Origin of the sequence: Yoonia vestfoldensis DSM 16212 (assembly GCF_000382265.1) — a bacterium.
In the GTDB taxonomy this organism is placed as follows: Bacteria; Pseudomonadota; Alphaproteobacteria; order Rhodobacterales; family Rhodobacteraceae; genus Yoonia; species Yoonia vestfoldensis.
In genome coordinates, this window is sequence record NZ_KB907987.1 from 86504 (window position 1) to 98320 (window position 11817).

Below are 11817 nucleotides of genomic sequence, written 5' to 3' on the forward strand. Positions count from 1 at the left end.
ATTTGCAAGATTGCGCAAAGCGTGATTAACCGCGCGACAGGCTTTCCCTTGCGGCAGGAAAATGGTTTAACATTAAACCATATTGAGTGGAGACTTCGATGGTCGATGAAACAGCGAATAGCCAGCGTCAGGCTGCCCTTGATTACCACAAGTTTCCCAAGCCCGGAAAACTCGAAATCCGCGCGACCAAGCCGCTGGCCAACGGCCGCGATCTGGCCCTCGCCTATTCGCCGGGCGTGGCCGAAGCCTGTCTCGAGATCAAAGCAGACCCCGACACCGCGCGCGACTACACAGCAAGGGGCAATCTGGTGGCTGTGGTCACCAACGGCACGGCGGTGCTGGGTCTTGGAAATATCGGCGCGCTGGCGTCAAAGCCGGTTATGGAAGGCAAGGCCGTCCTGTTCAAGAAATTCGCCAATATCGACTGTTTCGACATCGAGTTGAACGAGGCCGACCCCTACAAGCTCGCCGATATCGTTTGTGCGCTGGAACCAACATTTGGCGCGATCAACCTCGAAGACATCAAGGCCCCCGATTGTTTTATCGTCGAAAAGCTCTGCCGCGAGCGGATGAATATCCCCGTCTTCCACGACGACCAGCACGGCACGGCGATCGTCGTGGGTGCAGCGGCGGTGAATGCGCTGCACGTCGCGGGCAAACGCTTCGAGGACATCAAGATCATCAGCACCGGCGGCGGTGCTGCAGGCATCGCCTGTCTCAATATGTTGCTGAAGCTGGGCGTAAAGCGCGAAAATGTGTGGCTATGTGATATCGAAGGGCTGGTCCATCACGGCCGCGAAAAGGACATGAGCCCGCAAAAGGCGGAATATGCCCAAGGCAGCACACCCGCGACACTGGCCGATGTGATCGAAGGGGCGGACCTGTTTCTGGGTCTGTCCGGTCCGGGCGTGCTGAAACCCGACATGGTCGCGCGCATGGCGCCGCGCCCGATCATCTTTGCGCTGGCCAATCCCAACCCAGAGATCGACCCCGACGCCGCCCGTGCCGTGACGCCTGATGCGATCATCGCGACAGGGCGCAGCGATTACCCCAATCAGGTCAACAACGTTTTGTGCTTTCCGTTCATCTTTCGCGGTGCGCTGGATGCGGGCGCGACCGAGATCAACGACGAGATGAAGATCGCCTGTATCGAAGGCATCGCCGCCCTTGCCCGCGCGACCACCAGCGCCGAAGCGGCGGCCGCCTATAGCGGGGAGAAACTGACCTTCGGGGCGGATTACCTGATCCCCAAACCATTCGATCCGCGCCTGATGGGTGTCGTGGCCTGCGCCGTGGCCAAGGCCGCGATGGAAACGGGCGTCGCCAAGCGCCCGATTGCGGACCTCAAAGCCTATAAGGAAAAACTCGACGGATCGGTGTTCAAATCCGCGATGATCATGCGCCCGGTGTTCGAGGCGGCGCGGACGGCCTCGCGTCGCGTCGTCTTTGCCGAGGGCGAGGATGAACGCGTGCTGCGCGCGGCACAGGCGATCATGGAGGAAACGACCGAAACCCCGATCCTGATCGGGCGACCCGATGTGATCGAAAGCCGCTGCGAACGCGCGGGCCTGAAAATCCGCCCCGGTGTGGACTTCAACATCGTGAACCCCGAGAACGACCCCCGCTATCGCGATTATTGGGAAACCTATCACGGCCTTATGGCGCGGCGCGGTGTGACCCCCGACCTTGCCAAGGCGATCATGCGCACCAACACGACCGCCATCGGCGCGGTGATGGTCCAGCGCGACGAGGCCGACAGCCTGATCTGCGGTACGTTCGGGCAGTTCCTGTGGCACCTGAAATACGTGACCGAGATTTTGGGGACGCCCGCCTTGCATCCGGTGGGTGCGCTATCACTGATGATCCTCGAGGATGGGCCCTTGTTCATCGCCGACACGCAGGTGCATCCCGAACCCACACCGGAACAGATTGCCGAAACGGTGATCGGGGCCGCGCGCCATGTGCGCCGTTTCGGGCTGGAGCCAAAGATTGCGCTGTGTTCGCACAGCCAGTTCGGCAATCTGGATTGCGACACAGGCCGCCGGATGCGCGGCGCGATGGCGATCCTTGACAGCGCGCCGCGCGATTTCGCCTATGAAGGCGAGATGCATGTCGATGCCGCGCTGGATGTGGACTTGCGCAGCCGGATTTTCCCCGCAGCCCATCTGCCAGGACCGGCCAATACGCTGATCTTTGCCAATACCGATGCGGCATCAGGGGTGCGAAATATCCTCAAGATGAAGGGCGGCGGGCTCGAAGTCGGGCCGGTCCTGATGGGGATGGGCAACCGCTGCCATATCGTCACCCCTTCGATCACCGCGCGCGGATTGCTGAACATGTCGGCCATCGCAGGCACGCCGGTGGCTCATTATGGCTGATGTGACGCCGGTTATCGCATGTCTCAAATGGGGGAAAGGATATCCAACGATCTATACGAATACGCTCTACCGCGCGATTACGGACACAACCTCGGTGGCCGTCAGATTTGTGTGCATTACCGACGATGCATCGGGGCTAGCAGACGGCATCGAAACGCGCGACTTGCCTTTCTTTGCACTAGATCGACCACTATGGACCAGGGGCATGTGGCCGAAATTTGCGATCTGCGCCAAGGACATGTTCCCTGCGGGTACGACCGTGCTTTATATGGACGTTGATGTGCAGGTAACTGGCGATCTGGCGCCGATGCTCCAACACATCACCGATCACGGCGGACTGCACGTACCACAAGACTGGCACGATACCCATGAACGCTGGTTTCCGAAGCTGTTTGCGAACGAGCGCATTACGCATGGCGCTGTTATCGGCTTGATCGCGGGAGAGCAGGATCACCTTTACGACATGGTCAAGAATCGAGGTGCAGACATGATAAAGGAATTCGGCAATGATCAGGTCGTCTTTCACAATCATGGCTACAAGCGTCAGTATCTGCCCAAAGGCTGGGTCCTCAGCTTCAAAAAATCACTCGCATGGCATTTTCCGACGAGTCTGTTCTTGCAACCGTCCCGGCCTCCTAGTGACTGCATGATTGTTTCCTTCCACGGCCAGCCAAATCCGCAGGACCTGATCCAAGCCCCGTTCAAAAAATGGGGATCACCCGAAAAGTTCGGCTATTTTCCTGTGCGCTGGATCAAGGATTACTGGGCACGTTATTCCTGTGATACTGATCGCTGAGGACGGTGCAAAAGACTTTATGCCTCCGGCGGGGATATTTGGGCTCGGAAGATGGATATTTGATGGCCTGTCAATTGATTGACTCGTTGCCGCGCGGGATTGCCTGCCGTGTTGCCTGACAGGTAGCCCACGCGTAACAAGACCGTGTCATCGGTTTTGGGAGGAACACGCGGATGGGCTACGCAGAGGTTTACGCAAGCTGGCAAAACGACCCCGAGGGGTTCTGGCTGGAACAGGCGAAGGCGATCGACTGGGTGGCTCCGCCGCAAAGGGCGCTCGATGGCAGCCGCGCACCGCTTTATAAGTGGTTTGCCGACACACAGGTCAACACCTGCTACAATGCGGTCGACCGCCATGTCGCCGCTGGCCGTGGCGATCAGGCGGCGATCATCTACGACAGCCCCGTCACCGACACCAAGCGCACAATCACCTATGCCGAACTGCTGGACAACGTGGCGCGGCTGGCGGGTGCCTTGCGTGCCAAGGGGATCGCAAAGGGCGACCGTGTCATCATCTATATGCCAATGATCCCCGAAGCCCTGATGGCGATGCTGGCCTGCGCCCGTCTGGGGGCGGTTCATTCTGTCGTCTTCGGCGGGTTCGCCGCGCATGAACTGGCTGTGCGGATCAATGACGCGACACCCAAGGCGATCATCGCTGGGTCTTGCGGGATCGAACCGGGTCGGGTGGTGAAATACAAACCCCTGCTGGATACCGCCATCGCGGAAGCTACGCACAAACCGGATTTCTGTGTCATCCTGCAACGCGACCAAGGCCGCGCCGACATGACGCCGGGCCGTGATTATGATTGGCACGATGTGCAGAAAGACGCGGTTCCCACGGAATGCGTCCCCGTTGCTGGCGATCATCCGGCCTATATCCTTTATACCTCGGGCACCACGGGCGCGCCCAAGGGCGTCGTGCGCGCGACGGCAGGCCATCTGGTGGCGCTGAACTGGACGATGAAGGCAATCTACAATGTCGATCCGGGCGATGTGTTCTGGGCCGCGTCCGATGTCGGCTGGGTCGTGGGCCATTCCTATATCTGCTATGCGCCGCTGATCCACGGCAACACCACCGTCGTGTTCGAAGGCAAGCCCATCGGCACACCCGATGCGGGCACGTTCTGGCGGGTGATCCAGGAACATAACGTCCGGTCGTTCTTTACCGCGCCCACCGCGTTCCGCGCGATCAAACGCGAAGACCCCAAGGGCGAGATGATCAAGACCTATGATATCTCTTGCCTGCGCGCGCTGTATCTCGCGGGCGAACGCGCGGACCCGGATACGATCCTCTGGGCGCAGAACGTGATGAAGGTGCCGGTCTACGACCATTGGTGGCAAACCGAAACCGGCTGGACAATCGCGGGCAATCCCGCCGGGATCGAGGCGCTGCCGGTCAAGATCGGATCGCCCACTGTGCCAATGCCCGGCTATGACGTGCGGGTGCTGGACGAGGCGGGGCATCCTGTCGCCCCAGGCACTCTCGGGGCCATCGCGGTGAAATTGCCCTTGCCGCCCGGCACGTTGCCGACGCTCTGGAACGCCGAGGGCCGGTTCGTGAAGGCCTATCTGACCACCTTCCCCGGTTACTACGAAACGGGTGACGCGGGCATGATCGACGACGACGGCTATCTTTACATCATGGCGCGCACGGATGACGTCATCAACGTGGCGGGGCATCGGTTGTCCACGGGTGCTATGGAGGAAATCCTCGCCAACCATCCCGATGTGGGCGAATGCGCCGTGATCGGCGTGGCGGATGAACTCAAAGGGCAATTGCCGCTGGGGTTCGTTTGCCTGAACAAGGGCTGCGACAAACCCCATGCCGAAATCGTCAGGGAAGTCATTGCTGCAGTGCGCGAAACGATCGGTCCGGTCGCCGCGTTCAAGCTGGTCGCCGTGGTGGACCGCCTGCCGAAAACGCGGTCGGGAAAGATTCTGCGCGCGACGATGTGCAAGATCGCGGACGGGCAGGAGTTCAAGATGCCCGCCACCATCGACGACCCCGCGATCCTCGACGAGATCAGGGCGGCACTGCAACCTTTGGGGTACGCCAAAGCCTGACGCGGCTGCGACGGAACGGACCCTTGCCAATCCGGCGCGGCGCGGCCCATAACGGGGCGCGCCGCCAAACGGTGTGAAACCGGAGCCTGTGATGCCTATCGAAACATTCGCCAACTCGGGCGAGACCAAACACACGACCAGCTATTACGCCGCCAGCGCCAATCCGTCACCGGAACGGCCTAGGCTGAAAGGCGACCACTTGATCGACATCTGCGTGGTCGGCGCGGGCTACAGCGGGCTGTCGGCGGCGCTGCATCTGGCGGAAAAAGGCTTCAAGGTCGCGATCATCGAAGGCGCGCGCGTCGGCTGGGGGGCATCGGGGCGCAATGGCGGCCAGATCGTCAACGGGCTGAACGCCAGCCTGCAGACGATCAAACGCCGCTACGGGCAGGACACGGCGAATTTCGTGGCCGGTCTGGTGCAGGAAGGCGGCGAGATCATCCGCGAACGTGTCGCCACCTATGACATCAAATGCGATCTCAAACATGGCAACATCTTCACCGGCCTGACGGCGGCGCATATGCGCGAGCTGGACGAGCGCCGCGCGCTCTGGGCCAGCTACGGGCTGCACAATCAGGACATGCTGAGCAAATCCGAACTGCGCGACCATATCGGGTCGGACGTCTATGCTGGCGGCATGATCGACCACACCGGCGGGCATATGCACCCGCTGAACCTGTGTCTGGGCGAGGCTGCGGCGTTCGAGAAACTGGGCGGCGTGATCTACGAACAATCCCCCGTCATCAGCGCCGATACCGAAGCTGACAAGCCCGTGGTCCGCACCCGCGAAGGCACGATGACCTGCAACACGCTGCTGCTGTGCGGCAATGCCTATCTGGGCCATGTGGTCCCCGCCCTGACCGCGCGGGTGATGCCGGTGTCGACACAGATGATGGCGACCGTCCCCTTGGGCGACAAGGCGGATGAACTGCTGCCGACCGACAAATGTGTGGAGGATGTCCGCTATATCCTCGACTATTTCCGGCTGTCCGCCGACAAACGGCTGATCTTTGGCGGCGGCACCGTCTATGGCGGCACTGATCCCGCGGATGTGGTCGCCAAACTGCGGCCCGCGATGGAAAAGGTCTATCCGCAGCTCAAAGGCGTGAAGATCGACCACGCATGGAGCGGGAATTTCGCCCTGTCCTTCAGCCGCGTCCCGCAGATGGGGCGGCTGGGCAACAACACCTATTTCGCGCATGGCTATAGCGGGCATGGGGTGACGGGGTCGCACACCTTCGGGCGCATCCTGTCCGAAGCCGTCGCCGGCGACCGCGCCCGTTTCGACGTCTTCGCCAAAGTGCCGTGGTATCCGTTCCCCGGTGGCCGGATGTTCCGCGTGCCCTATTCGATTATGGGATCGTGGTATTATGCGTTGAGGGATCGGTTGGGGGTTTGAAAACCAACATTATTTGAACGATAACAGTACCTATGGAAGCAACTATCGACAGTCCCACTTTTATCCGAAACGACAAAATTCGGTGATGATCCGACAATGAACTATAGACACATTGGTACCGCAGCGATGATCGCTTATCATGGCTTGCATACTGCTCATAACGCTGCAAACCAATTGGGAAAGGGTGAAGATAAGCCAGATATGGCTCGTGCAGCTGAACTACTAAGCATGAGGTTCTTGTTTTTCCGACACATTATGCTTGAGATCGCAAATATTGCAGATTTAGCTGGCATCTCTCGTGCGCTATACAAGGACCATCCCGATCTGGGAAAAATGAACATTGAACTAAAAGAATCCTTCAGCTTTTTTAAGTATATCCGCAATAAGTATATTGGCCACTTAGACTCAGACTTAACGGACAAAACTTTTGAGTGGGAACCGACAGCTAACGTTACTTTTGGGAAGCTTGATGCTGGCAAACAGTTTATGTTGTCTTGGTTCATTCTCGAGACTGTGATAAACACATATAGCGATCCCAAAACTGGTCATAAAATATTTGAAACTGAGACAGCCCTCAGCTATCCACCTGATGAAAAGAGATTTTTTGACTATTTGGGCAATACAGCAGAAAAATCTCTTAAATACTCTAAGCGTTTGATTGAGGTATCTGCAAGCTATGTAGATTTACCTGACATGAAGAATGAGTGGGTGGAGCTTTCTATAAAAGCAGGGCAAACGGAGTTTAGTTATCTAAATAGCAAAAAAAGATAGATATCTTAGGCATCATTTATATCTAACTCGTCATTTTTTTTGATATAGCTTTTATTGTAATAACTATTTTCGTGGTTCCCCTCACGCAAACTGCTCCCTAATCAATCTCTCCTCCAACCCATGCCCCGGATCGAACAGGATCCGGTGCCGGATCCCCGGTTCCGACCGGATCTCCACGCTGACCACATCGCGCACGGACTTCCCGTCGGCATCCGCCATCACGGGTCGTTTCGCGGGGTCGATCACATCGAACCGCACCACCGCCTTTTTCGGCAGCAATGCCCCCCGCCAGCGGCGCGGGCGGAAGGCGGCCATCGCGGTCAGGGTCAGCACGTCGGACCCGATGGGCAGGATCGGGCCGTGGGCGGAATAGTTGTACGCCGTGGACCCCGCCGGTGTCGCCAGCAGCGCGCCGTCGCAGACCAGTTCGGGCATCCGCAGCTTGCCGTCCACGGTGATGCGCAGCTTGGCGGCTTGCGGGCCTGCGCGCAGCAGGCTGACCTCGTTGATCGCCAAAGCCTCGTGCATCTTGCCGTCCACGGTCAGGGCGGTCATGTGCAGGGGGTTGATGACCTCTTCCTCGGCCACGGCCAGACGCGCCAGCAGGTCGGTGTCGTGGTATTCGTTCATCAGGAACCCCACCGTGCCACGGTTCATCCCGTAGACCGGCACGTCAAGGCCTTGGGTCGCGTGCAGCGTCTGCAACATGAACCCGTCACCGCCCAAGGCCACGATCACATCGGCCTTGGCCTGCGGCACATCGCCATAAGCCTGCGCCAGCGCCCGCAAGGCGGATTGCGCGATGGGCACGGAACTGGCGACAAAGGCGATCTTGACGGCTGGCATGGTGAATTCCCCTGCGTTTCCTTAAACTTGTGGGGCGATCACACCCGAAACGCAAGCCGCCGATACGAAACATGCATGACGCGCTCATAAAGATCATGGTCGTTTTGATGCTTCTGATGCTGGGGTTTCTGGGGTAAACGGGGCGCAATCAACCTGTCTGGCGCCTGCAAAGAGGATGCACCCCATGAATATCACGATCCGCGACCAAGGCTTTTTCACCGAACCCCTCGCCACGCGCGACCCTGTGCTGCACGCTGCGATGCAGGCCGAACTCAAGCGCCAGCGCAAGGAGATCGAGCTGATCGCGTCGGAAAACATCGTCTCTGCCGCCGTGATGGAGGCCCAAGGCGGCGTGATGACCAACAAATACGCCGAAGGCTATCCGGGCCGCCGCTATTACGGTGGCTGCGAGCATGTGGATGTGGCCGAGAACCTTGCCATCGAACGCGCCTGCCAGCTGTTCGATTGCGCCTATGCCAACGTGCAGCCCAATTCGGGAAGCCAGGCGAACCAGGGCGTGTTCCAGGCGCTGCTGCAGCCCGGCGATACGATCCTTGGCATGTCGCTGGATGCGGGCGGTCACCTGACCCACGGGGCCAAGCCCAACCAGTCCGGCAAATGGTTCAACGCCATCCAGTATGGCGTGCGCCGTCAGGACAACCTGCTGGATTATGACGAGGTCGCGCGTCTGGCCACCGAACACCAGCCCAAGATGATCATCGCGGGCGGGTCCGCCATCCCCCGCATCATCGACTTCGCCAAGATGCGCGAGATTGCGGATAGCGTCGGGGCCTATCTGCTGGTCGATATGGCGCATTTCGCGGGTCTGGTCGCGGCAGGGCTGTATCCATCCCCCTTCCCCCATGCGCATGTCGCCACGACCACCACACACAAAACCCTGCGCGGTCCGCGCGGTGGCATGATCCTGACCAATGACGAGGATCTGGCGAAGAAATTCAATTCCGCCATTTTCCCCGGCATTCAGGGCGGCCCGCTGATGCATGTGATCGCAGGCAAGGCCGTGGCCTTCGGCGAGGCGCTGCGGCCAGAATTCAAGACCTATCAGGCGCAGGTGATCAAGAACGCACAGGCGCTGGCGGATCAGTTGATGAAAGGCGGTCTGGATATCGTCACCGGCGGCACCGATACCCATGTGATGCTGGTCGACCTGCGCCCCAAGGGCGTCAAGGGCAACGCGACCGAAAAGGCATTGGGCCGCGCCCATATCACCTGCAACAAGAACGGCATCCCCTTCGATCCCGAAAAACCGATGGTCACGTCGGGCATCCGTCTGGGCACGCCCGCAGGCACGACGCGTGGTTTCGGCGAGGCCGAGTTCCGCCAGATCGCGGACTGGATCGTGGAAGTGACCGAAGGTCTGGCCGCCAATGGCGAGGACGGCAATGGCGCGGTCGAGGCGAAGGTCCGCGCCGAGGTCGAGGCGCTTTGCGACCGGTTCCCGATCTACACGAACCTCTAAACCGTCGCGTAGGGTGGGTCATTCTACCCACCTTGCCCGCGTCAGACCAGCCCGCGCTGCACCAGAACGAAGATCACCACGATTGCGGTGACCAGTATGCCGAAGGCGATCGAGGCGACAACATTCAGCGCCGCCGTGCGCCGCTTTTGCTTGACGTCGATCCGGTCCAGATAGGCCAGCGCATTGCGATGCGCCGCGTCCAGCCGGGGCCGGTCGATCATGCGGTGCAGCTTGGGATTATCGGCCAGCGCCTCGGCCTGCGCCAGATAGATCAACTCGCGCCGCAGCGCCCGCGGCAGGAAGCGGCGGGCCTTGCGGACCTGTGCCTCGAACGTGCGCGCGCGCAGGCCAAGCTTCTGATCCAGAAGCGTGCCGATCTCGTCCACCTGCGTGTGTATGTCTGATGCCATGACCGCTGCGGTAAATCGTTAACGCGGCGGCCTCAATCCCTCTGGCCAGCGCGGGCAAGGAAGGTTAGCAACAGATGCATGTTGAACACGGTCCTGCATGACGGCCCCGGTGCCACGCCCCTTCTGATCGCCCACGGGTTGTTCGGGTCTGCCCGCAACTGGGGGGTCATCGCGAAAAAGCTGTCGGAAACGCGCCCCGTGATCACGGTGGACATGCGCAACCACGCCGACAGTCCGTGGTATGACAGCCATACCTATCCCGACATGGCCGCCGATCTGGCGCAGGTGATGGACCGGCCCATGGACGTTCTGGGCCATTCGATGGGGGGCAAGGCCGCGATGGTGCTGGCGGTGCAGCACCCGGAACTGGTCCGCAAGCTGGTCGTCGCGGATATCGCGCCTGTCAGCTACACCCACGACCAGCACGGGCCCATCGCGGCGATGCGGCGTGTCGATCCGGCGGCGGTCGCGACAAGGGCCGAGGCCAAGGCGCAGCTGGGCGACCTTGGGCCGGGGGTTGCGGATTTCCTGCTGCAAAGCCTCGATATGAAGGACAGGTGCTGGCGGCTGAACCTCGATGTCCTTCAGGCGGAGATGGACACGATCATCGGCTTTCCACAGCTTGAAGGGCAGTTCGACGGGTCGGCCTTCTTTCTTTCGGGGGGCAAGTCGGACTACGTCACCGCCGCCCATCGCGCGCCGATCAAGGCGCTGTTTCCCAATGCGGTTTTCGCCAAAATCCCCGATGCGGGGCACTGGCTGCATGCGGAAAAACCGCGCGAATTCGTGGGCGCGGTCGCGGCGTTTCTGGGCTAGGGCGAAATCTTGCGCGGGGCGGAGCGGTCCAGTAGGATCGGGCCATCAACAGCGAAAGAGTTTCCGATGATCCGTCTGCTTGTCCTCGTCGCCATCCTTGGCCTGACCGCCTGCAACACCGTGCAAGGCGTCGGGCGCGATATCACCAGCGCCGGACAAGCCGTCGAAAACGCCTTTTGATCTACCAGAGCTGGGCCGAGGTCCAGATCACGGCCAGACAGGCCCCGCCGAGGAACACCAGAAAGCCGTGGGGCAGGTAATGCATCGTCACCTCCATCAGGTTGATGCATCCTTAACGCGCGAGGGTGACATTTTGATCGCGACGCTCAGCGAATATTTTGCGTGATTGCGCGGGCAACCGCCCAACTGGCGGGAATCCCCAGGATCGCCCCCGCCGCCGCCGCGATGATGATCGGCCCCAGCGTGTCATATCCGGTCGCCAGCGCCGCGATCACGAAACTGCCCGCGAAACTGGTCCCGATGATGCTGTAGAGCATGGCTGCAAGACGAAACATGTCTGACCCCTCTGGAATGCACTGTCGCGCAAGGCGTAGCGGAGGCGGCAGGGGCGTGCCTTGATGTGGGTCAAGTGGGGTGTGGGGTGTGCCGCCTAGGGTGTGCCTTTGGCGCACCTATGTGTGCGGTGCGCAGCGAGTACGCACCTTACGTCCGCGTGCAATGGTTGCATTCTGATTAGTTTAGTGCTGTCATTGACATGACAATTAGAGGTGGTTCGGTTTGATTGAACAGGTTCCTGGCGTTTTCTAAGTGGTTTTCCGCCTTGGTTATGCCGCTACCGCTTCGGGCATCGGCTGGTTGAAGTAGGCCTGATCGGGGGTTCTGCCGTCAAGCGAT

Annotated in this window: 11 protein-coding genes; 8 read left to right on the forward strand and 3 right to left on the reverse strand. The window is 60.2% G+C overall.

Going from position 1 to position 11817, the window contains the following annotated elements:
- Positions 1-98 precede the first annotated feature (98 nt).
- The 5 genes from H147_RS0114845 to H147_RS19865 all read left to right on the forward strand — a co-directional run bounded on the left by H147_RS0114845 (position 99) and on the right by H147_RS19865 (position 7410).
- Positions 99-2378 (forward strand): NADP-dependent malic enzyme, encoded by a 2280-nt coding sequence (locus H147_RS0114845; protein WP_019956175.1) that lies wholly within the window; start codon positions 99-101, stop codon positions 2376-2378.
- The gene (locus H147_RS19860) at positions 2371-3174 is read left to right on the forward strand and encodes a hypothetical protein (RefSeq protein ID WP_043700068.1); all 804 of its coding nucleotides are present in this window, start codon (positions 2371-2373) and stop codon (positions 3172-3174) included. The genes H147_RS0114845 and H147_RS19860 overlap by 8 nt, the downstream gene beginning before the upstream one ends.
- A gap of 173 nt (positions 3175-3347) precedes the next feature.
- Positions 3348-5240 carry a propionyl-CoA synthetase gene (locus tag H147_RS0114855; RefSeq protein ID WP_019956177.1) on the forward strand — a complete coding sequence of 631 codons (1893 nt, stop codon included), beginning with the start codon at positions 3348-3350 and terminating at the stop codon, positions 5238-5240.
- Positions 5241-5331: 91 nt separating this feature from the next.
- Positions 5332-6639: an NAD(P)/FAD-dependent oxidoreductase gene (locus H147_RS0114860; protein ID WP_019956178.1), complete on the forward strand. Its 1308-nt coding sequence runs from the start codon at positions 5332-5334 to the stop codon at positions 6637-6639.
- A 96-nt stretch (positions 6640-6735) separates the two neighbouring features.
- Positions 6736-7410, forward strand: a complete 675-nt coding sequence (locus tag H147_RS19865) for a hypothetical protein (protein WP_019956179.1) — start codon at positions 6736-6738, stop codon at positions 7408-7410.
- Positions 7411-7491: 81 nt separating this feature from the next.
- Here H147_RS19865 and H147_RS0114870 read toward each other — a convergent pair whose 3' ends face one another.
- Positions 7492-8256, reverse strand: coding sequence for an NAD kinase (locus tag H147_RS0114870; protein WP_019956180.1), 765 nt, complete (start codon positions 8254-8256; stop codon positions 7492-7494).
- Positions 8257-8440: 184 nt separating this feature from the next.
- Here H147_RS0114870 and glyA point away from each other — a divergent pair, with 184 nt between their 5' ends.
- The gene (gene glyA / locus H147_RS0114875; protein WP_019956181.1) at positions 8441-9736 is read left to right on the forward strand and encodes a serine hydroxymethyltransferase; all 1296 of its coding nucleotides are present in this window, start codon (positions 8441-8443) and stop codon (positions 9734-9736) included.
- Between the two features lie 41 nt (positions 9737-9777).
- Here glyA and H147_RS0114880 read toward each other — a convergent pair whose 3' ends face one another.
- Positions 9778-10146 (reverse strand): hypothetical protein, encoded by a 369-nt coding sequence (locus tag H147_RS0114880; RefSeq protein WP_019956182.1) that lies wholly within the window; start codon positions 10144-10146, stop codon positions 9778-9780.
- Between the two features lie 78 nt (positions 10147-10224).
- Here H147_RS0114880 and H147_RS0114885 point away from each other — a divergent pair, with 78 nt between their 5' ends.
- Entirely contained in the window at positions 10225-10962 is a 738-nt protein-coding gene (locus tag H147_RS0114885; RefSeq protein ID WP_019956183.1) for an alpha/beta fold hydrolase, read from the forward strand.
- A 66-nt stretch (positions 10963-11028) separates the two neighbouring features.
- Positions 11029-11142 (forward strand): entericidin A/B family lipoprotein, encoded by a 114-nt coding sequence (locus H147_RS0114890; protein WP_019956184.1) that lies wholly within the window; start codon positions 11029-11031, stop codon positions 11140-11142.
- Between the two features lie 146 nt (positions 11143-11288).
- Here the strand turns inward: H147_RS0114890 and H147_RS0114900 are convergent, their stop codons facing one another.
- Positions 11289-11477: a hypothetical protein gene (locus H147_RS0114900; RefSeq protein WP_019956186.1), complete on the reverse strand. Its 189-nt coding sequence runs from the start codon at positions 11475-11477 to the stop codon at positions 11289-11291.
- Positions 11478-11817 lie beyond the last annotated feature (340 nt).

Coding starts and splice junctions, on each gene's coding strand:
- H147_RS0114880 (WP_019956182.1), bottom strand. CDS start 10,146: ATGGCATCAGACATACACACGCAGGTGGACGAGATCGGCACGCTTCTG.
- H147_RS19865 (WP_019956179.1), top strand. CDS start 6,736: ATGAACTATAGACACATTGGTACCGCAGCGATGATCGCTTATCATGGC.
- H147_RS19860 (WP_043700068.1), top strand. CDS start 2,371: ATGGCTGATGTGACGCCGGTTATCGCATGTCTCAAATGGGGGAAAGGA.
- H147_RS0114885 (WP_019956183.1), top strand. CDS start 10,225: ATGTTGAACACGGTCCTGCATGACGGCCCCGGTGCCACGCCCCTTCTG.
- H147_RS0114870 (WP_019956180.1), bottom strand. CDS start 8,256: ATGCCAGCCGTCAAGATCGCCTTTGTCGCCAGTTCCGTGCCCATCGCG.
- H147_RS0114900 (WP_019956186.1), bottom strand. CDS start 11,477: ATGTTTCGTCTTGCAGCCATGCTCTACAGCATCATCGGGACCAGTTTC.
- H147_RS0114860 (WP_019956178.1), top strand. CDS start 5,332: ATGCCTATCGAAACATTCGCCAACTCGGGCGAGACCAAACACACGACC.
- H147_RS0114855 (WP_019956177.1), top strand. CDS start 3,348: ATGGGCTACGCAGAGGTTTACGCAAGCTGGCAAAACGACCCCGAGGGG.
- glyA (WP_019956181.1), top strand. CDS start 8,441: ATGAATATCACGATCCGCGACCAAGGCTTTTTCACCGAACCCCTCGCC.
- H147_RS0114845 (WP_019956175.1), top strand. CDS start 99: ATGGTCGATGAAACAGCGAATAGCCAGCGTCAGGCTGCCCTTGATTAC.
- H147_RS0114890 (WP_019956184.1), top strand. CDS start 11,029: ATGATCCGTCTGCTTGTCCTCGTCGCCATCCTTGGCCTGACCGCCTGC.